We start from the raw sequence: 21,105 nt of genomic DNA on the forward strand, positions 1-21,105 counted from the left end.
TTCAACACTCAGATTTTAAGAAATACCATTCCAGTATGGACATTAAACATCCCTGAATGCATGGGGTCCCCGGGGAAATACCCTTTACAAAAAAAATCTATATGCTATGAAGCAAAAGAACATTTACTATTTAATGCCGCATCATCCTTTTAACAACTGCCACCGGCAGATTTTATTTTGATCCGGCTCTGCCCACAGCGAAGTTTGAAATACGCCCCTGATTTGCGGAGTATTTCGTATAAAAACCTTTCGATGAAATTTAACCTTGCTTTTTTCACTTAGGAGCACCTTAACATGAGCAACAACAACAGCTGGGATTGGGACACAGGCAAACGCCTGGTGGCCGATCTTGAACCATGGCACAATGAATTTTCCTACATGGAGGAGGCACGAATCAGTCCCCACGGGGAAAATATCGCTGCCATTGTAAAAAATGAAGACATGGAATTCACCATATGTTCCCAGGGAGCGGATGGAAGTTTTATCACATGGGAAAACAGTTATGATAAAATATGGAATCTCAAGTATGGGCCGGACAATCGATTGTCTGCCCTGATTTCAGACATGGCTGAATGGACGGTTTCCACCGATGATACCCCCTGGGAAAACACCTATGATTTTGCATGGGATATGACCTTTAACCCCGCAGGGACTCACGTTTCTGTTTCCACCCAGAAGGAACTGCAATATTCTGTTATCACCAATGATGTGCCCTGGGAAAACAGTTATTCGCGTTTGACAGATATGGCCTTGAGTCCGGATGGAAACCACACTGCCGCAGTGGTGGAAACCATTCCTGTGCTTGAAAGTGAAATTTTTAAATTCAGAAAAGGGTGTTACTCCGTGGCGGTGGACGGTACCCCCTGGGGCACCAATTTCATGAATGTCTGGGACCCTGTCTTTTCTTGGGATAATGCACGGGTGGCCGCATCTGTACGAACCAATTATCAGGACTATTTCATTGCCGTGGATGGTAAAACCTGGAACAAATCCTTTACCTCTGTATGGATGCCCCGCTTTTCTCCTGTGGATAAATCAGTGACCGCTCCTGTGAAAACCAATGGGAAATGGTTTTTGGCAAAGGACGGTGATATTGTATGGGATCGGGGATATCATCAGTTGTGGCATCATTTTTATTCCCGGGATGGATTAAAAATAGCCGCCATTGTGGCCAGTGAATTTGGTAAATGGACCCTGGCTGTGGATGATACTCCCTGGGAGATCACTTTTTCCCAATATCTTACAGATGCGGTGTTAAGTGATGACGGCAAACGGGCTGCCTGCGTGTTTAAAGATGATAACAAGTGGGGTATTGCCGTGGACGGCGGGGCCTGGGAAGATAAATTTGACATGGCCTGGAAACCGGTTTTCAGTCCAGATGGCCGCAAAGTGGCTGCCAAAGTTGAAATCAACGGTGCCTACCATGTGGTGGTGGATGGCACTGTTTTTAAAACCGCATATGATCACCTGGAATCTCCTGTTTTCAGTTCCGACGGATCAAAATTATTGATAAAAGGAATTGAAAAAAATAGATACCACAGAGAGATTATTTCAGTAAAAGGAGGGTTGTAATATGCATTCCATTTATTCCTTTGTCACCGGCCCTCTGGCCTGGCTGGCCTTCATTGTTTTCATTGGCGGGAGTGCTTTCCGGTTTTATTCCCTTTATTCACTGGCCCGGAAAAAAGATGCCCTGGTATTTGAGTACATGAATCTTAAATTTGCCCTTAGATCCATTGGGCACTGGCTCACCCCGTTCGGTACCCGGAACATGAACTTGAACCCGGCCATGACCGTTGTCACATTTGCCTTTCATATCTGTCTGTTTCTGGTGCCTCTTTTTGTTTTTGCCCATGTCATCATGTGGAAGGAAAGTTTTAATATCAGCTGGTTCACCCTCCCCGGTGTTTTGGCCGATCTCATGACGCTTGTTGTTATTTTTTCCTGCGGTTTTTTTCTTTACAGACGGATCATGCTGCCCGAAGTAAGATATTTAACCACTGCTGTGGATTATCTTATTCTTTTTATAGTTGCGGCCCCATTTATAACCGGATTCTGGGTGTATCATCAATGGGCCGGTTTTCCCACCATGACAATACTGCACATCCTTTCCGGTGAAATTATGCTGGTTGCCATTCCCTTTACAAAACTTTTTCACATGTTTTTGTTTCCCTTTACCCGGGGATATATGGGGTCTGAATTTGGAAGTGTCCGGATGGCAAAAGACTGGTAGAATAGAGCCTGGTATTTCCCGTATTTTTTTTAGGGATAAATGTCGGGAGAATCCGGGTTACTCCCATAAAACATCAAATAAGCAGCTATATGCCCATATGGGATATGATTGGACTGACTTTATCCATTTCAGGTTTTTAAACAAAATTTAAATTTTATTATATATTAAAGAAGGTTGCCATGACTGAATCAAAGGCAGTCAAAGACACTGCCATAGACGACCAGGGGATTATAAAAGGTATAGAACAACTCTCCCCTGAAAAAATAGAACGCGTTATTAACCAAGTCCTGAAAAGTGAAACAGGCGCCAGGCTTAAAACTTATGTGGATACCTGTGTTCATTGTGGGCTTTGCAGCGACGGATGCCATTATTTTCTGGCCCATGACAGAGATCCCAAATACTCCCCTGCAGCCAAGGTAAAGCAGACCCTGTGGGAAATCATCCGTAAAAAAGGAAAGGTGACCCCGGAATTTATTGAAAATGCCGCTGTGGTTGCTTACACCCAATGCAATCTTTGTAAAAGATGCGCCATGTATTGTCCCTTTGGCCTTGACATTGCTTATGTCATGTCCGTTATGCGTCGCATCTGCCATAAACTGGGTGTGGTTCCCCTGTATATCCAGGACACGGCCCACAGTCACTCTGTTACCAAAAATCAGATGTGGATCAAGGATGACGAGTGGGTGGATACCCTCATGTGGCAGGAAGAAGAGGCACAGGATGAGGTGGAAAATTTAAGAATTCCCCTGGACAAGGAAGGGGCCGATGTTTTTTATTCCGTCATCGGTCCGGAACCCAAGTTCCGGGCCCAGCTCATCTACCAGGCTGCTGTGATCATGAATGCCGCAGGAGAAAACTGGACCATGCCCTCCATGCCGGGATGGGACAACAGCGACATGTGCATGTACACCGGTGACTATGAAATGATGGAACGATTGAAAAAAGCCCATTTTGAGGCCGCCGCAAATTTGAAAGTAAAAAAAATTGTCATGGGAGAATGCGGCCATGCATTTCGATCGGTCTATGACATGGGAAACCGTGCATTGGGATGGAAAATGCCCCCCTTGGAAGTAATCCACGCCATAGAGTATTATAATGATCTTTTTGTGAAGGAAAAAATCAAAATCAAAAAGAAGTTTGACCGTCCCGTGACCCTCCATGACCCCTGCAACATTGTCCGGGGCCGGGGACTGCATGAGATGTCCAGAAATATTGTTAACGCCACCTGTAAAAACTTTATTGAGATGACCCCCAACCGGGAGCACAATTATTGCTGCGTGGCCGGTGGCGGTGTTATCAACTGCGGCCCTCCCTTTAAAAATGCCCGGGTGGACAGCGGAAAAATCAAGGCAGAACAGTTATTTGCAGCCAAGGCAAAGGGGGCAGAGGTGGTCATTGCACCGTGTCACAACTGCCACGGCGGTCTGGAGGACATCATCCACCACTATGGCATTGACATGGAGTTGAAGTTCTTTGGAGATATTATTTATGAAATCCTGGAACTTCCAGAATAGGCCAAAGGAGATTTAAATTGAAAATAAGACCCAGAACCTTTAAAATAGTAGCCATGATATTTGCCATAAGTCTGATCTCCTTTGCTGCCTGGTGCAATGACTGCATGGATATTGATGCCGACGTTTTTGAAAATAACAAAAGACCTTTTGTCTGCTTTTCCCATGATGATCACAACGACAATGCAGGCATTGAAGATTGTGCCGTATGTCACCATGTATATGAAGACGGTAAGCTTGTGGCGGATGAGACCTCAGAAGATTCCACCTGTTCAGAATGCCATGCGGTTGAAGGTGATTCAAAGCAGATGGCGTTGATTGCCCGTTACCATGATCGGTGTCGCGGTTGTCATCTGGAACGTAAGAGCGGTCCTGTGACCTGTGGTGAATGTCATAAGAAATAGAATTCAATGAAAACAGAATTCAAGGGAGGCTGAAATGACTAAAAAAATACTTGTGGTGGATGATGATCCCACCATCGTAAAGTACCTGACCAATATTTTTAATGACAACGGCTATGAAACCTGTTCCGCCAATGAAGGTGGAGAGGCATTTGAAGTGATGAAACAGGAAAATCCGGACCTTATCACCCTGGATCTTGAAATGCCCAATGGAGAATGGGGGCCTAAATTTTTTCGCAGGCTGTCCAAACAGGAAAAATTCAAAGACATTCCCGTGATTGTTATCAGCGGGCTTGCCAGTCGTCACCTTTCCATTGACAAAGCCATTACCTGGCTTTCCAAACCCTTTGATCCTGAAAAACTGGTGGGTATTGTTAAAAACACCATTGGATAAAATGATATCATGTGCCCCGACGGTGAATGGCTCCGGTCCCAAAACCGTCGGAGGTACATAAACCTGTTTTTAAGGAACAAAGTTTGATGATTTCGTAAAAAGTCTTAATGTCCATTCTTAATGTTGTGGATAATAGATTCCAAGCCTGTGCATAACGTCGCCGGGATTTCATGGGCCGAGCTTTTACAGGTTCATCAAATTTTGATGCTCCAATGAAAAAAATAATCAGCCAAATACAGCACAGCCTTGTTTTTAAGCTTATTTTAATAATGGGGTGTATCTGTCTTGTGGCCATTGCCACCTGGGCCTTTTTCACCATCCGGTACCAGCGCAATAAATCCCTGGATGACAATACTGATATTGCCGATCGTATCAGCAAAACAATCCGCCTGGGTACCCACTACTCAATGATGCTCAACTCCAGGGATGACATCAATCAGATCATTAAAAACACCGCCACCCAAAAGGGCATTGAAAATGTCCGCATCACCAATAAAAGCGGCGAAATTAAATTTTCCAATATTCCCTCGGAGGTGGATCGCACCGAAGAGATGACCTCCTGGACCTGCCAGGTGTGCCATCAAACATCCCCTCCCCTGGTGAAACTTTCCCTTGCCCAGCGCCGCCGCCTGTTTCAAACATCTGACGGTGAACGTCAGCTGGGTATTATCACACCCATTTACAACGAGCCGGGCTGTTCGGAAAAGTGTCATTTTCACAACAGTGAAGATAAGGTATTGGGAGCCCTGGATGTGGTCATCTCCCTGAAAGACACCGATGCAGAAATCATCAAATATGAACAAAGTATTTTTCTGCTGGCTGTGGCCATCATCATTGTTCCCTCCCTGTGTATTTTTTTATTTGTATATAAATTTGTCATCCATCCCCTTGGTCTGCTCACCGAGGAGACCCGTCACATCACAGACAGAAACGGACGTCATCTGATAAAAACCGATCCTCACAGTGAAATCGGGCAACTGGCCACGGCATTTCACACCATGCGCCGGCGTATCTTTGACAACCAAATGGAACTGACCAAACAGAAAAACGAATATCAGACTTTGTTTGAAAATGTCCCCTGCCTCATCACGGTGCAGAATCGGGATTTTAAATTGATTAATTTTAACCGGGAATTTTACACCAAATATAACCCCAGTCCCGGAGATTATTGTTACCAGGCATATAAAGGCAGAAAAACCAAATGCGATAATTGCCCGGTGGAAAAAACCTTTGCCGATGGAAAGTCCCACTATTCCGAAGAACTGGGCCGGGGCCGGGACGGCACCATGGAGCACTGGATTGTCAGAACTTCCCCGGTGCGTGACACCCGGGGCAACATCGTGGCAGCCATGGAGATCAACCTGGATATCACCCAGCGCAAATTGTTGGAACAGCGGGCCGAAGCCTCTGAAAAAAAGTACCATGCCATATTTAACAATATTCCCAACCCGGTGTTTGTGCTGGATTATGATACCCTGAAAATTCTCAACTGCAATGAGAGTGTCAAACAGGTTTACGGGTACCCAGAAAAGGTGTTACTTGGCAAATCTTTTATTACACTTTTTGCCCAACATGAGGATACCCCCCTGGAAGATCCCCAGACATTAATGGAGACCATTAAGAAAACCCGGATCATGAACAAAGCCTGGCATAAAAAAAATGATGATGTTATTATCCCCGTGGATATCTGGATTTCCCTGTCGGAATATCCCGGGCAAAAGGTGCTTCTGGTGACCACTTCGGATATCACCCATCGCTTGGAAACCGAAGCGCAATTTAACCAAGCTGCCAAGCTTGCCACCTTGGGAGAGATGGCCACCGGGGTGGCCCATGAGTTAAACCAACCCCTTTCGGTGATTAAAACATCCTCCAGTTTTTGTCGATCCAAAATTGAAAAAGAAGAGTCCATTAAGCCGGATATTCTCCATCGTCTGCTTGTTAAAATCGATTCCAATGTGGACCGGGCCTCCAGAATTATTACCCATATGCGGGATTTTTCCCGAAAATCCGACACCAACCTCCAGCCCGTGGAGGTCAATGGCATATTACGCAATGCCTATGAAATATTCAGCCAGCAACTCAAGGTCCGGGGCATTGAGGTATCCTGGGATCTGGGAAAAGATCTGCCCAGTGTCATGGCCGATCCCGGTCGATTGGAACAGGTGTTTATTAATTTACTCATCAATGCCCGGGATGCCATTGAAGAAAAAACAAAAATGGAATACCACGGACTCAACCGGCAAAAAGAGATATCCGTTAAAAGTTATAATTTTGTTAATCATCAGCTTATCATTGAGATTAAAGATACCGGCACCGGCATTCCCGACCAGGTGGCTGAAAAAATATTCCAGCCTTTTTTCACCACCAAGGAGGTGGGTAAGGGAACCGGTCTGGGGCTTTCCATCAGCTATGGTATCATCAAGGAGAGTAAGGGAACCATTAAAATCAAAGAGACATCGCCGGAAGGGACATTGTTTCAGATTGTTCTGCCGGGTGTGGCATGAGTATAACAGGAGGTTAAAATGTTTGTTTTTTTTAGTTATAACCTCCAGCCACAACAAATACTGAAGATAGAAAATGGCATTATGCCGCCCCCCCGAGGGGGCAATGATGTAGACAGCTCAATTGGCCGGTTCCCATTGCCCTTCGGGGGGCTCTGTAGGAAATAAGCTTGGAGAATTGTTTAAAAAAGAGGATAATGAATCCAATGAATCTAAATTCTGATAATAATATCACCGACCTGCCCCAACGGATTCTGCTTGTGGATGATGAAGAAGATATCCGGGATGTCCTCACCATTGCCCTGGAAGATATGGGATACGATGTCACCACTGCTGAAAACGGCAAGGACGCATTGGAACAATTTGTCGCAGCTGATTTCCCCATGGTGCTCACTGATATTAAAATGCCGGGCATGGACGGTATTGAGCTGTTGAAAAAAATCAAACAGATTTCTCCGGAAACTGAAATCATCATGATCACCGGCCATGGAGACATGGACCTTGCCATTGAAAGTTTTAGAAATGAGGCCGTGGAGTTCATCACCAAGCCGGTGGATGTCACCACCCTTGAGATTGCCATTTCCCGGGCAAAGAAAAAACAAAAAATCCGTCAGGGGCTGAAAGCCTACACAGAAAGCCTTGAATCCATGGTATTGGAAAAATCCAATGCCCTTGCAAGCCACCCTGCCCGGGGGGATGATAAAAAAGAGATTCTTGAATCCATGGAAAATCTTCCCCTGATTGTTTTTGTGGTGGACCGGACATTTAAAATTAAAACCGGTAATGCCCTGTTTAAAAAGACCTTTGCAATTGGGAACAAAACCTTGAAAAGCACCGGTGCTGATCCTGAAAGCTGTGACGGGACTTCACAAATCAATGGAGAATTATTTGAAAATAATTCTGAACAATTTTGCCATCGGGTGTGTCGAAATAACGCCCTGCCCTGCCCCGAATGCCCTGCCCTTGCCACCTTTCAAGATGGTGAATCCCATCAGATAGAGGTCAGTTACACCCTGGCCAATGAAGAACAATTGCCCTGCCTTGCCTGGGCCGCCCCCATTGCTGTGGATGGGGATGGAACCGTTTCTGAGGCAATTATCATGGCAACGGACATTCAAAAGGTGATGGACATTAAAGATCATCTCACCTCACTGGGATTGATGATCGGCTCGGTATCCCATGGGATTAAAGGGCTTCTCACCGGTCTTGACGGAGGGGTTTATCTTTTAAATTCAGCCCTGAAAAAAGAAGACCAGGACCAGGCCCGGGAGGGACTGCAGATGGTGCAGCAGATGACCGCCAAAATCAAAAAAATGATTCTGGATATTCTGTTTTATGCAAAGGATAGGAAACTTCAGAAAGAAAAGGTATCAGCAAAGAATTTTGCCGGGGATCTTTTAAATACCATGGATTCCCGGGCGAAAAACCTTTCCATTGAACTCAAGTCAAAATTGCCGGACCCGGATTTTAACTTCATGGCCGATGCCGGGGCCCTGGATTCTGCCCTTATTAATATATTGGACAATGCCCTTGATGCCTGTGTGACTGACGGCAAAAAAAATGAAAGCCCCAAAGAAAAATATTTTGTTGAATTATCGGTTTCCTGCACACCTTCAAAGCTAATATTTACCATCACAGACAATGGTATTGGAATGGAAAACCAGGATATGGAAAAGGCCTTTTGCCTTTTTCATTCAGGCAAGGGAAAAGGCGGTACAGGATTGGGGCTTTATATTTCCAAGCATGTCATTGATCAGCATGGAGGCACTATTAAAATAGATTCTGAAAAAAACAAAGGTACCACATTTACCGTGACTCTTCCCAAATGAATATATTTGTCTATCTTTGTAGTGAAAAAAAGTAGGATTATCATTCAGGTTGGAATACGAGCGCAGTAACACCTTTTAAAAAAACCTTGAACATCGACTTACAACACTTCAAGAAAGGTATCCGCCACAGCAAGAGTCTTATGAAGCATAACCGTTTCTTCAGAAAGCCCCATGGCAAGTCCAAGAAGCTGGGGCAGATACAATTTCCCGGTTTCTTTGAGACTTTTTTTGAATATTAATTGATCTTTGCCCCTTTGATGTTTCGGTTGATGATCTGCTCTATTTTATTTTTACTTGTTTCCATCACATGGGCGATTTGGGCGTGATTCCGCCACTTTTTTACTGCAAGTAAAACCCGTTCCAGGCAGTGATTGATTTCGTTGGTTGATAACCCGAATTCCTTACCCAATCGAATGAAATCCCCTGATCCTGGTTGTTGCCCCTCCCCGGCCACTGTCATGGAATGCTCTCCCCCCGGCCCCGGGGAATAGGTTAAATCATAGGCCGGAGTCAGGGTCCATTCCCGGGATTCATTGATCATAAATGCAAAATTCTTAACGTGGTCATCTCTATTGTTGGAAAGCACATTAAAAATCATTTGGCGGAATCCCCGAAGCAGATCTTGATGATTTTTCGTCAGCACTTTAATGACCTTAAAGAACGCCTGGTAATCCATGGAGGGGATCCTATAATTAACATGGAGCATATTCCCCAGAGTATGAACATGGTACCTGCGGTTTACCTGCCTGTCAAATCGCTTTATCCCAAAAAATAATTCGCCTGTCTTTGTCCGAAAAAGACGGGTTTCCGGCATGATAATCCCAGCGTCCTTGGCCATCAACGAATATGCATATTCCACGGCACCGGCGTCGGGCAGATCATTTCCAGAGTTGAACTTGACAATCCAGTGCTGATATCCCACGGGCAGATCTTCCTCACCGGATATGATCTTTTCTCCACCTACACCCACAAGAACTTTGGGCCGGGCACCACCAGGGCTACCGCCTGCCCGCATGAGCTGGGGAAGCACTGTCTCACTTTGACCTTTTAAAATTTGTCGGGACTGTTCTGCGAGCAACTGAAGATCAAATGCGCTGGAAGAATTTTTTTCATGGGTCAGAGCAGGCTCGTAGGTGAGCGCTCCCATGGTGGCAGTGCCCAAAAAGGCCAGGCGATGGAGTATGGACACACCGGCCGCATCAATGCCCTGTTTTGTAAAAAAACGATCCATGAGCATTAATCCCCACCCATCGGGCAGCGAATCATCAAACAAACCAAATAACGGTCCAAAATTTCGATCTGTATGTTCAAAAAGCCCTGGTTTTGGCGGCAATTTAAATGGGGATAACCACAGAGGATCCGCAAGAAAGGAAGAGTCATACTCAAAATAAACCTTATGTCCGGACACTGCCAATTGCCCAACAGGAAAAGTATCGTTTTTTCCCCTGCGATAAATTACATTGACTTTTTTCAAATGGTTCCCCGCCTGGGCTTTTTCTGCTCAATTTGTTCGAGTTCTTTTATGGAGTTTGGCACCGCAGGTTGGAGGATTGCCTGCATTTCGTCAAGCCTGTCCAAGGCAAAAACAAGCTTTAAAAAATTTTCCAGGGAAACTTTTCCCGTCTGCTCAAATCGCTTCAATGATGCCTCGGTCACATTGGAACGTATTGCCAATGTACTGCGTTTCCACCGTTTTTGCAGGCGCAGGGCTTTAAGCTTTTGGGCAAGCTCTTGGGATATTTCTTCTGGTGTATACAAAGAATAGAGCATAATTCTCACAAAAAATAATGGCTAATTTTTTATCAAATAAATGCTTTTATTTTAGACTATAGACAATATTTTGTCAATTAAAACAACTACCATGAAGCCGCAGCCCATTAATTAGAGATACCGGACTCTGGTGAACTAAGTGAGTCAGATTCGGTTGATTTCAAATTCTGACGTCATTATTCCCATAAAATTTACAACACTTCAAGAAAGGTATCCGCCACAGCAAGATTCTTATGAAGCATAACCGCTTCTTCAGAAAGCCCCATGGCAAGTCCAAGAAGCTGGGGCAGATACAAAACAGTGATGGAAAGATCTTCACTGGTTCCCCTGGCAACACTTTTCTGGAATCCCTCCAGATTCATCTGACACATGGGACACACAGTTACAATGGCATCGGCTCCCCTGGCATCCATCAAAATTTTCTGCACCAGCTTACCTGACACCTCCCGTTTGGTGTTCATGCCCGAAGCTCCGCAGCAGACGGCCGACGAATCCCAGGGAAAAACATCTGCACCGCAGGCCTCAATAAGGCCTGTCATGGTGACAGGTTCCTCCGGATCATCAAATCCGCCATAGGGACGAAGGCATTGACACCCGTAATAGGGGGCAATTTTAAGACCCTTCAAAGGATTCATCACTCCTTGTGCAATCCTTGCGGCACCGATATCATGGGCCAGAACATCCAGCAAGTGCCGAACCCGGCGGGTTCCCTTTATCTTTAAATCGTCCACGGCCAGGGCCTCATCAATGTTATGGCTCAAATTTTCATCCTTGTCCCTTTCCACCATAACCTTTTTAAGATTAAGGTAACAGGCACTACAGGGCACCAGGATATCCCCGGCGTTTTTTATTTTTTCGGCCAGGGCAATGTTGCGGGCAGGCAGCACAAAGGAAAGCAGCTCACTCATGGGTTCAGCCGCAGTGGCACCACAGCAGTTCCAATCTTCAATATCAATGAGTTCTTCGCCCAGTTCCGCCATAAGTGCCCGGGTGGCACCATCATATTCAATGGCAGATTCTTCAAGGGAACAACCCGGATAATAAATATATTTCATGGTTTCCTCTTACAATTTAAAGTCAAAATACGGTCTGCCCCTGGCAGTTATTAAGAATTTACAAAGTATTAAGCTCTATCCTCAATTTCCCTTACTTTCTGGAACAAACGATCCAGGTTGGACCCATCCGCACGGGAGGGCAGCTGGATGGCCACCTTGTTTTTTTTCATGAGCTTTAAGCCGATACCGGTAAATTCCAGGGGCAGCAAAGGGTTTTTCATGGCCATGAAGTAAAGGGTCATGAACTCAGTTTCCCGGACCCTGCCATGGCGGCGGACACTTTCCATGAAACTGCCATAAAATGCGGTCCCTTTTTTATATCCAGGGGTTTTTGCCTTAAATGCCTGTTCCTTTAAAAGGGACATGGCCCGGGTCAGTGGCAACCCCCTGGGACACCTTAAAGTGCAGAAATAACAGGTGGAACAAAGGGCAAATGTATTGCTGTTAAAAATATCTTCGGTGCGGTCCATGAGCACCAGGCGCCACAGCTTCCGGGGGGGCATGTCCATGGCAAAGGCATTGGGGCAGGATGCCGTGCAAGTACCGCATTGCATGCAGGTACTGAGTAACTCCTTTATGTGGGTTGTGGTGATCATATTTTTTGTTCCTTTTTTTTTATGAGAAAATACAGCCTCCGCCCTACCTCAGCAGAGCCTCCCCCGACGGGCAATAGGAACCGGACAATTGAGCTGTCTACAGTTCCGGTCCGGGACCATTGCCCGTCGGGGGAGGCGGCATGATAGCATTTGGCTCCGCGTCTACTACCCTATATTCCTTGTATCCGGCAGGACATGGCCGTTATATGAAATACTCCGCAAATTTGAGGCGTATTTCTACGATATCCCATCTAAAAACCAATGGCTGCATCAATAATGTCAAGCATCTGTCGATCCTTAAATCCATTTAAAAAAGATGCACTGCTGGGGCAGATGGAAGCACAGGCCCCGCATCCCTGGCACATGACAGGGTCCACCTCAACTACCATGCGCTCAGAATTAAGGGACCTTGCCCCATAGGGACAGGCCCCGATGCAAAGCTCACAAAGACTGCAAAGGCTGGTTTTTACACCGGCTGTAACCGTTGCCGCCATTAAATGCTCTTTATTTAATATGCGAAGGGCACGCACGGCAGAAGCCTCTGCCGAGGCCATACTTTCTTCCACATTACGGGGACCAAGGGCCATGCCACAACCAAAAATTCCCTCTTTAATGCTGTCCACCGGCCTGAACTTGTCATCTGCCTGATCAAAAAATCCATATTCATCAAGCTCCATATTCATCAGTTCAGCAGGAGCCTTGACCCGGGAGGGAACAACACCGGTGGCCAGCACCAAACGCTGGGGTTCAATGGCAATGATTTGGTTTATAATGGGCTCAAAAACCTCCACCCTTACCCCATTGTCATTGGTGGAAACATCCGGTTTTTTATCCAATGTGTATTGAATAAAAATAATGCCTGCCTTTCTTGCCTCATTGAAAAAAGGCTCGGCAAAACCATGGGCCATCATATCCCGGTACAATACAAAGATATGCATGTCAGGATTTTGTTTTTTCACGGCAAGGGCATGTTTTAAAGCAGATGTGCAGCAGACACGGCTGCAATAGGCCTTGTGCTCGTCCCGGCAGTCCACACATTGAATCATCACCATGCAATCAACTTCTGCCAGGGGTTCACCGTCATTATCCAGGGATTTTTCAAATTCTTTCAAGGTCATAATGGCAGGATGCTGCCCATATCCCATGGACCGGGTAGCGGCCTCCTTTCCTCCGGTGGCAATAATACTGACCCCATGTTCCACCATGACGGCATCACCCTCTTCCGGCTCAATGGTGGACACAAAATGCCCCACATGGCCAAAGGTATCTGCAACAACAGCATTTGTGATGACCTCAATACCGGGATGTGCCCCAAAGGCCTGGGTGGTTTCTTCCAAAAGCTTTGGAAAATCAGTTCCCGTGATATTTTTTTTCAACCATTTAAGATTACCCCCAATATCTGATGTTTTTTCCACCACCACCACATGGGTATTATTTTGCGCCAGGGCAAGGGCCGCTGTCATTCCGGCAATGCCTGCTCCCACCACCAGGGCGGTTTTTTTAACTTCCCTTGGAACAGTGATGTCCGGAGTGCGATGACGAATATCAGAAAGTGCCATGTCCAGACTGGAGGTTGCCTCTTTAACTTCTTTTTTAAAAATATCCACCACATCAAAATAATGGGGATGCAGGGACATTTTTTGGGACAGATCTTTAATTTTTTTTGCAAAAAGATGAGGCAGACAGGCCCCCACCACCACCCTGTTTACCTTAAGATCACCTGTCTTTGATACAAAATCATCCCACCCTTCCCGGGTGCACAGATTTTTCGCTGCAATGCAATGGGACACATGGGGCAATGTTTCAAAATGGGCTTTCATCTCTTTAACTGCAGCTTCATTGTCTTCTGCCCCGCATTGGCATAACACCAGGGCCGTTGAGGGCAATTCCATGGAAACATCCCTGAAGGAAACAGGATTATCCAAAGTATCATCCAAAGCTACCTCCGCCACAGGAGAAATTGTTTTCTCCAACAGACTCAAGGCCCTTAAACTGGCTGAAGAGGCATGGATAAGGGTATCATGGATGTCCATGGGACCTGCTGCACTGCCCCCCACAAAAACCCCCTGTCCGGGTACCGGGGGAAACTCCATGGCAGGAAACCCATGGTCATTTAGTTTGATATTTCCCATTTCACAAAGCCGGGACATGTCCTGCCGAGGTCTGACCCCCACGGAAAGAACCACCATGTCAAAGAGTTCATCGGTTTTCTCTGTGAACATGTCTGCCACAAAAATACGCAGCTTGCCAAGGGCATCATCCCATCGGACAGAATGGGGCCTGGCCCTTTTCAAGATCACCTGGTGATCTTGAAGTGCCCTGGTTTTATAGGCTTCATAGGTCTTGCCAAAACAGCGCATATCCATGTAATAAATTACAGTTTCAATGGAGTGATTGGATTTTTCCCGGGTGAGCACGGCTTCTTTTAAGGCATGCATGCAGCAGATGGAAGAGCAATAGGGGACATCACTCTCCAGGGTGCGTGATCCCACACATTGAATCCAGGCAATTCTTTCCGCCACCTTGCCGTTGGAGGGTCGCAAAAGCCGGCCGTCCGTGGGACCTGTGCCGCTTATCAGGCGTTCAAATTCCCGGGCCGTGACCACATCGGGGTAAACTCCGTAACCATAGGTGTTTTTCCCTGTGGATGGATCATAAAAATCCGTGCCGCAGGTCAGAATCACCGTGGCAAATTCCATAAAATTTTGAGACATCCCAAGGGGTTTGTTTTTTTTGTAGAGCTTGTCCACCATCCCCACAACATTATCCGGCTCAAAGGGTTTTACAATGTATTCAAGGGCTCCCCTGGTAAGGGTTTCCACTGCGGTTTCCACCGTGGCATAGGCCGTCATCATGATCACCTTAAGATCCGGATGACTTTCTTTTACCTGTTTTAATACCTCAGTGCCGTCCATCTGCCCCATTTTAATGTCCAGGAACATCAGATCATAGGAATTTTCTTCCACCTTTTCCAGAGCTGCTGCACCGGAATCAGCCATGTCAACGCTATACCCTTCAAACTCAAACCATTCTTTCATGGAATCCCTGACAATGAGTTCATCATCCACCACCAGAATACGAAAATTCTTCCGGGGATCTTCAGGAAGGGAAATGGCACCCACCGGGCAGACAGGTTCACAGGCCCCGCAAAGGGTGCAGGCATCCATATCAATGGTATAAATATTGGGAAGGGCATGGGGAAGCGGCAGATGGGCAGCCTTAAGGATTCCCATGTTCATATTGAATTTATTGGGAATATCCACAGGACAAACAGAAGCACAGGCCCCGCATCCATTGCATTTTTCAGGATCAACGGCCGTTATCTGCCTGTCCAGACGGGCCGTGTAATTGCCTGCCTCTCCTTCAAGATCTGCAAGGGTGGTGGACAGCATGATATCAATGTTTTCATGGAACAATCCCCGCCTTAAACAGAACTGGGCAGATTGATCCCGATCCACCAGGGGCAGCATCCGGCACATGCCGCAACCGTCGGTGGGAAATTGATAATCCAGCCGGGATAAAATCCCTCCCATGTGGGTTGCGGCATCTATCAATGTGACATGGTGGCCAGCTTCAGCCAGATCAAGTGCCGAGCGGATACCGGCAATACCGGCCCCTACCACCAGAGCGTTTCCCTGTTTCTGGGTCATACCTTACCTCCTTTACGAAATCCCGGTGATATCTTGGAATTCATTTTCCATGAAAACAGACAAAGGCGGGGCCTCATCCACATCTTTACCGGGAATATAGGAAAATCCCTTCTGGGCCTTTTCTCCCACCAGTTTAAAAAGCTGGGCCAGGGGAATATCATTGGGGCAGGCATTGGAACACTGGCCGCATCCCACGCAGGAAAGCCCCATGTGAATCATGCGGGTGATGTGAAAAAACATGGTATCCGTGGGCATTTTAAGCCCTCCTTTGGCCCTGGCCCATCCCTGGTATTGAAAGGGCTCATAATCCACCACATCGGTGTTAAATACACATTCTTTGCAAAAGCAAACCGGGCAGGCCACCCGGCAATTATAGCAATTAATGCAGTTTGACAGGTATTGACCAAGATCCGGCAGGGTTCCTGTCTGGGCTTCCAGCTTCTGGAACACTTGTTTTTCATGGGATTTTCGAGCCGAAATAACCTGGCTTTTATCCTTATTATCTTCCCCGGCCTCAATGGTTTCCAATGTCATTGCTTCCAGGATTTTTGCACCTTTTTCGCTTGTTCCCGTAAGGGTAATTCCCTTGTTTCCGGGATGAAAAAGCCCAAGGGTTATATCAGCAGTTTCAGGAAAGGGCCGGGTACAGATGGTGCAGGCCGTTGCAATGCTGTCATCCATGGTATCAGAAAGATTGGAACCAAGACGTTTATCCAGAAAATCCCGGGTGAATTTTTCTTTTCCATCCATGGCCTTTTCCCTGAAATCACGGTTGGAAAAGGCCCCTGCACAATCTGAAGAAATAATAATCAGATTATCCCAGTTGGCCTGTTTGATTTTCACAAGTTCCACAAAGGCCCTGACTTCACAGGGTCGTAAAAAAGCAGCCATGGGTTCCCCTGAGCTTTTTCGGGTAAGCTTGGAAACCAGTTTGGCGCTGTTCATGGGAAAGGCCGGAGAAAAGGGGTCTGCCTGATCCAGCAGATCCGGATCTGTCACCAGGGAAGGCATGACAGTATTGGTATTTTCCGATCTCAGTGGAACAAGCAAAGCCCTGTCTTCTTGGGTTTTTAAAAAGGCCTTTAGAAAGGTTCGTACCGACCCAAGATGTGTGGATTTTTCTATTTTATAAATGGGGTCCATGATCCCTTCTCCCTTATATTACCTGTTTTAAATCTGTGTGAAGCGGCCCTTCGGCCTTTATTTCCCTGACCATGGCATCAATGGTTTCGGCAAATTCAATGCCGTCACTTGCGCCGATCCAGGTAAGACGAAGCCGTTTTTTATTAATGCCGAAATTTCCCAGAACACTGTGGAGCAGTTTTATACGTCGCCTTGCCTTGTAATTACCGTTGATATAGTGGCAGTCTCCGGGATGGCAACCGGATACCAGGACAGCATCGGCCCCCTGAAGAAAGGCCTTTAAAACATACTTGGGGTCCACCATACCGGTGCACATAACCTTGATTAATCGTACATTTTCCGGATATTTTTTCCGGGAGGTGCCGGCAAGATCCGCTGCCGTGTAAGTGCACCAGTTGCAGACAAACGCGATGATTGTGGGTTCGAAATTTTCCATGAAACACTCCTTCCTATATTCCAATGGCATGGATGGCATCCATGACCCCGTTGAGTTCACTGAACAATTGTTTTTCATTAAAATGACGCACCTGGGCAGCTCCGCTGGGACAAAACCCCGAGCAGGAACCGCACCCCTTGCAAAGGGCCTCATTTACCACGGAAATTCTGCGATTTTCGTCAAAACTTATGGCAGTGTAAGGACAAAGACCAATGCAGGTCTTGCACCCGGCACAAAGTTCCTCATCAATGTGGGACACGGTGGAGGGAATTTCCACCTCCCCCCGGGCCGCAAGCTGTAAGGATTTTGCTGCGGCCCCCGAGGCCTGGGCCACGGCATCGGGGATATCCTTGGGACCCTGGCAGGCTCCTGCAATAAATACCCCGTCCGTTGCAGTATTCAAGGGGCCGAGTTTTGGATGTTCTTCCAGGAAAAAACCGTCGGCTCCCTGATTGATACCCAATGTGCGGCCAATGTCCCTGGCATCCTTGCGGGCCTCCATGGCAGTGCATAAAATAACCATGTCCACCCGGGTTTTAATGACCTCTCCCAGCAGGGTGTCTTCACTGATTACCAGGAGTTTTTCACCATGGTCCTGGGTATTTTCTCCATTTTCACCACCGGGTTGATCCTCATCCAAAGGAGCCCGGGTGATGGATGCCACCTTACCCCGGATAAACCGGGTGCCCTCTTCCTGGCATTGAATGTAAAATTCTTCATACCCCTTTCCAAAGCATCGCATGTCAATGTAATAATTATAAACAATGGCATCGTGGCCTGCTTTTTCATGGATAAGATGTCCGTATTTCAGGGCATACATGCAGCATACCCGGGAACAATAGGTGTGATAATTAATATCCCGGCTGCCGATACAGTGTAAAATGGCAACACTTTTGGGGGTCCTGGTCAGTTCTCCCTTACTATCCCGGATGAGAATCTGTCCCCCGGTGGGGCCGGTGGCATTGCTGAGCCGTTCAAATTCAAGATTGGTGAACACATTGGGAAATTTACCATACCCATAGGGCTTCATGGGGGTGGGGTCCAGGGCGTCAAACCCTGTGGCAGTAATAATGCTGCCCACCTGTATCTCCACCGGTTCATCCTGATCCCGGTGGTTTATGGCTTCCGGTTTGCAGGCACTGACGCACTGCATGCATTCACAGCAACCACCGCAGTTGATGCAGCGCTGGGCTTCAATACGGGCACTGACCTCATCCAAACCCAGATCCACCTCTTCAAAATTGGCCACCCGGGAACCGGATGCCGTTAAAACCGGTTTGCGGCGGGGCATGATGGTGGGATTTTTGGGAAGATCAGACCACACAGGGTCAGGTTCCGGGTCAAATATGCCGGGAAAATTCTCTGCCATGGTCATGTGAATTTTCTTTTTTATAATGTCCGGGGATTCATCTGCCGAGTTTTTAAAACGGGTATCAATGGCACACACCACCCGGTGACCGGCGGCCACTGCTTCCACCACGGTGGCAGGCCCTGTGACCGCGTCTCCTGCGGCATACACCCCGGGAACAGAGGTTTCCAGGGTTTCCGGATCCACAGTCATGGTTCCCCGTACTGTTAATTCAATGGGGCACTCACTGTCCTGCCACAGGCTGTCCACCCGCTGGCCAATGGCCGGAATCACCATGTCGCAATGAATGGTAAATTCTGAATCTGCAATGGGCACAGGTCGTCTGCGACCGCTCCCGTCGGCAGGCCCCAGTTTATTTTTTATGCACTTAATGCCTGTCACCCTGCCCTCTTCTTCGCAAATGGCCATGGGTGTTGTGAGATGTACAAACCAGATCCCTTCATCTTCTGCGCCAATAATTTCTTCTTCTTCGGCGGGCATCTGGGCCTTGCTCCGTCGATACACCACGGTGACGGCATTGGCACCGGAACGAATGGCCACCCGGGCCGCATCCATGGCCACATTACCCCCGCCAATGACCACCACATGACCGGAAACAGGCATTTCTCCCTTTAAATTGATTTTTTTAAGAAAAGATACAGCATCCACCACCCCATGGACCGTTTCATTTTCAATGTTCATGCCCATGGGCAACTGGGCACCGATGCCCAAAAATATCGCTTTAAATCCCTGTTCTTTCAGGGATGAAAGGGTGAAATCGCGCCCCAGACGCTGTTTGGTTTTAAGGGTGATTCCTGTGGATAAAATATGATCAATCTCCCGGTCCAGGATCTCCGGGGGCAGACGATAATCGGGAATACCCGTGCGCAGCATGCCGCCGGGTTTATCCATGGCCTCAAAAATGGTCACCGGATATCCCTTTTGCCTTAAATAATAGGCCACGGTGAGCCCGGCAGGGCCAGAACCCACAACGGCAACGGTTTCTTTTTTTTCAGGAACCTTTGGCAGCACAATTTTACCCAAATCACCATGGTCGGCAGCCACGCGCTTTAAGTTACGAATGGAGATGGGAGCATCAATCAATGCCCTTCTACAGGCAGTTTCACAGGGATGGGGGCAAACTCTTCCAAGAACACCGGGCAGGGGCAGACGTTCCATGATAATGGACAGGGCTTCCTGGTATTTGCCCTGTTTCACCATTTGAACATACCCCTGGATATTGGTACCGGCAGGACAAGAGGTGCGACAGGGGGGCGTGGATTTCTTATCAATGGCAAAAGTAATGGGAACGGCCTGGGGAAAGGCCCGGTATATGGCTGTTCGATTCTGGAGTCCCACATCCCATTCACTGGGAAGTTCCACCGGACAGACTGTGGTGCACTCACCGCACCCGGTGCATTTTGAATTAACATACCGGGCCTTTTTGCGCACGGTCACCGTGTAATTGCCAATATATCCGGACACATTTTCCACCACTGCATTGGACAATAAATTAATGTGATCGTTCTGGGCCGTTTCCACCATTTTAGGGGTACCGATGCAGGCCGCGCAATCCAGGGTGGGAAAGGTTTTATCAAACTGGAGCATGTGACCGCCAATGGTGGTATCTTTTTCCACAAGCCAGGCAGTGAGGCCGGAATTGCCAATATCAATGGCCGCCTGCATGCCTGCAATGCCCCCGCCCACCACCATGATATCCGGATGAATGGCCACCTTTCTCTGGGCCAGGGACTGATGAAAGTTCACCCGGGCCAGGGCCGCTGCTGCCAGGGTTTTTGCCTTTTTGGTGGCACTGTCCCTGTCATCGGTGACCCAGGAGACCTGCTCCCTCACCGAGGCCATTTGAAATTGATAGGGATTAAGGCCGGATCGGGATAAAACACTTTGAAATGTTTTTTCATGGAGACGGGGGGAACAGGATGCCACCACCACCCGGTTGAGCTTGTAATCCCGGATATCCTTTTCTATGAGCTCCTGACCGGGATCGGAACACATGAATTTGTAGTCCCTGGATATCACCACGTTTTTAATGGTTTTGGCATAGGCTGCCACCTCTTCCACGCGGACCATACCGGCAATGTTGATGCCGCAGTGACAGACATAAAATCCTATTCTGATATTCATTTACATCTCCCTTTTTATCGTACATTTTTGTATCATTTTAGAAATCAATCTTAAAGAATAATAACTTCGCAAATTCTACGTTGGCCGGGATTT

At 47.2% G+C, this 21,105-nt stretch carries 15 protein-coding genes; 7 read left to right on the forward strand and 8 right to left on the reverse strand.

Annotated elements, in window-relative coordinates; genetic code table 11:
- Positions 1 to 294 precede the first annotated feature (294 nt).
- From tmcD to B9A32_RS06480, 7 genes are all read left to right on the forward strand, one after another.
- Positions 295 to 1,572, forward strand: a complete 1,278-nt coding sequence (gene tmcD / locus B9A32_RS06450; RefSeq protein ID WP_084067657.1) for an electron transfer complex subunit TmcD — start codon at positions 295 to 297, stop codon at positions 1,570 to 1,572.
- Between the two features lies 1 nt (position 1,573).
- Positions 1,574 to 2,233, forward strand: coding sequence for a TmcC family electron transfer complex membrane anchor subunit (tmcC, locus tag B9A32_RS06455; protein ID WP_084067659.1), 660 nt, complete (start codon positions 1,574 to 1,576; stop codon positions 2,231 to 2,233).
- A 179-nt stretch (positions 2,234 to 2,412) separates the two neighbouring features.
- Positions 2,413 to 3,747, forward strand: a complete 1,335-nt coding sequence (gene tmcB, locus B9A32_RS06460) for an electron transfer complex ferredoxin TmcB (RefSeq protein WP_084067660.1) — start codon at positions 2,413 to 2,415, stop codon at positions 3,745 to 3,747.
- Positions 3,748 to 3,764: 17 nt separating this feature from the next.
- Positions 3,765 to 4,148, forward strand: coding sequence for an acidic tetraheme cytochrome c3 TmcA (gene tmcA / locus B9A32_RS06465; RefSeq protein ID WP_084067661.1), 384 nt, complete (start codon positions 3,765 to 3,767; stop codon positions 4,146 to 4,148).
- Between the two features lie 34 nt (positions 4,149 to 4,182).
- On the forward strand, positions 4,183 to 4,539 hold the full coding sequence (divK, locus tag B9A32_RS06470) for a DVU0259 family response regulator domain-containing protein (protein WP_084067662.1): 357 nt from the start codon (positions 4,183 to 4,185) through the stop codon (positions 4,537 to 4,539).
- Positions 4,540 to 4,751: 212 nt separating this feature from the next.
- Positions 4,752 to 7,043 (forward strand): ATP-binding protein, encoded by a 2,292-nt coding sequence (locus B9A32_RS06475; protein ID WP_084067803.1) that lies wholly within the window; start codon positions 4,752 to 4,754, stop codon positions 7,041 to 7,043.
- A 203-nt stretch (positions 7,044 to 7,246) separates the two neighbouring features.
- Entirely contained in the window at positions 7,247 to 8,869 is a 1,623-nt protein-coding gene (locus B9A32_RS06480; RefSeq protein ID WP_170923727.1) for an ATP-binding response regulator, read from the forward strand.
- 235 nt (positions 8,870 to 9,104) lie between these two features.
- Here the strand turns inward: B9A32_RS06480 and B9A32_RS06485 are convergent, their stop codons facing one another.
- From B9A32_RS06485 to B9A32_RS06520, 8 genes are all read right to left on the reverse strand, one after another.
- Positions 9,105 to 10,343, reverse strand: a complete 1,239-nt coding sequence (locus B9A32_RS06485) for a type II toxin-antitoxin system HipA family toxin (RefSeq protein WP_084067664.1) — start codon at positions 10,341 to 10,343, stop codon at positions 9,105 to 9,107.
- Positions 10,340 to 10,639 (reverse strand): helix-turn-helix domain-containing protein, encoded by a 300-nt coding sequence (locus B9A32_RS06490; RefSeq protein ID WP_084067665.1) that lies wholly within the window; start codon positions 10,637 to 10,639, stop codon positions 10,340 to 10,342. Before B9A32_RS06490 ends, B9A32_RS06485 begins: the two co-directional genes overlap by 4 nt.
- 191 nt (positions 10,640 to 10,830) lie before the next feature.
- Positions 10,831 to 11,694 (reverse strand): CoB--CoM heterodisulfide reductase iron-sulfur subunit B family protein, encoded by an 864-nt coding sequence (locus tag B9A32_RS06495; protein WP_084067666.1) that lies wholly within the window; start codon positions 11,692 to 11,694, stop codon positions 10,831 to 10,833.
- 68 nt (positions 11,695 to 11,762) lie between these two features.
- Complete coding sequence (locus tag B9A32_RS06500) at positions 11,763 to 12,290, reverse strand: 4Fe-4S dicluster domain-containing protein (protein WP_084067667.1); 528 nt, start codon at positions 12,288 to 12,290, stop codon at positions 11,763 to 11,765.
- A 251-nt stretch (positions 12,291 to 12,541) separates the two neighbouring features.
- Positions 12,542 to 15,940 (reverse strand): response regulator, encoded by a 3,399-nt coding sequence (locus B9A32_RS06505; RefSeq protein WP_084067668.1) that lies wholly within the window; start codon positions 15,938 to 15,940, stop codon positions 12,542 to 12,544.
- Positions 15,941 to 15,952: 12 nt separating this feature from the next.
- A complete protein-coding gene (locus B9A32_RS06510) occupies positions 15,953 to 17,083 on the reverse strand; it encodes a Coenzyme F420 hydrogenase/dehydrogenase, beta subunit C-terminal domain (protein WP_084067671.1) in 1,131 nt (376 codons plus the stop codon).
- 13 nt (positions 17,084 to 17,096) lie between these two features.
- On the reverse strand, positions 17,097 to 17,519 hold the full coding sequence (locus tag B9A32_RS06515) for a hydrogenase iron-sulfur subunit (protein WP_084067673.1): 423 nt from the start codon (positions 17,517 to 17,519) through the stop codon (positions 17,097 to 17,099).
- Between the two features lie 13 nt (positions 17,520 to 17,532).
- Positions 17,533 to 21,012: an FAD-dependent oxidoreductase gene (locus B9A32_RS06520; protein ID WP_084067676.1), complete on the reverse strand. Its 3,480-nt coding sequence runs from the start codon at positions 21,010 to 21,012 to the stop codon at positions 17,533 to 17,535.
- Positions 21,013 to 21,105 lie beyond the last annotated feature (93 nt).

Source organism: Desulfocicer vacuolatum DSM 3385 (assembly GCF_900176365.1).
GTDB lineage: Bacteria > Desulfobacterota > Desulfobacteria > Desulfobacterales > Desulfobacteraceae > Desulfocicer > Desulfocicer vacuolatum.

What these genes read in the sequence shown, in the direction of transcription:
- tmcD (WP_084067657.1), top strand. Translation starts at nt 295, where the DNA reads ATGAGCAACAACAACAGCTGGGATTGGGACACAGGCAAACGCCTGGTG.
- tmcC (WP_084067659.1), top strand. Translation starts at nt 1,574, where the DNA reads ATGCATTCCATTTATTCCTTTGTCACCGGCCCTCTGGCCTGGCTGGCC.
- tmcB (WP_084067660.1), top strand. Translation starts at nt 2,413, where the DNA reads ATGACTGAATCAAAGGCAGTCAAAGACACTGCCATAGACGACCAGGGG.
- divK (WP_084067662.1), top strand. Translation starts at nt 4,183, where the DNA reads ATGACTAAAAAAATACTTGTGGTGGATGATGATCCCACCATCGTAAAG.
- B9A32_RS06475 (WP_084067803.1), top strand. Translation starts at nt 4,752, where the DNA reads ATGAAAAAAATAATCAGCCAAATACAGCACAGCCTTGTTTTTAAGCTT.
- B9A32_RS06480 (WP_170923727.1), top strand. Translation starts at nt 7,247, where the DNA reads ATGAATCTAAATTCTGATAATAATATCACCGACCTGCCCCAACGGATT.
- B9A32_RS06490 (WP_084067665.1), bottom strand. Translation starts at nt 10,639, where the DNA reads ATGCTCTATTCTTTGTATACACCAGAAGAAATATCCCAAGAGCTTGCC.
- B9A32_RS06495 (WP_084067666.1), bottom strand. Translation starts at nt 11,694, where the DNA reads ATGAAATATATTTATTATCCGGGTTGTTCCCTTGAAGAATCTGCCATT.
- B9A32_RS06500 (WP_084067667.1), bottom strand. Translation starts at nt 12,290, where the DNA reads ATGATCACCACAACCCACATAAAGGAGTTACTCAGTACCTGCATGCAA.
- B9A32_RS06505 (WP_084067668.1), bottom strand. Translation starts at nt 15,940, where the DNA reads ATGACCCAGAAACAGGGAAACGCTCTGGTGGTAGGGGCCGGTATTGCC.
- B9A32_RS06510 (WP_084067671.1), bottom strand. Translation starts at nt 17,083, where the DNA reads ATGGACCCCATTTATAAAATAGAAAAATCCACACATCTTGGGTCGGTA.
- B9A32_RS06515 (WP_084067673.1), bottom strand. Translation starts at nt 17,519, where the DNA reads ATGGAAAATTTCGAACCCACAATCATCGCGTTTGTCTGCAACTGGTGC.
- B9A32_RS06520 (WP_084067676.1), bottom strand. Translation starts at nt 21,012, where the DNA reads ATGAATATCAGAATAGGATTTTATGTCTGTCACTGCGGCATCAACATT.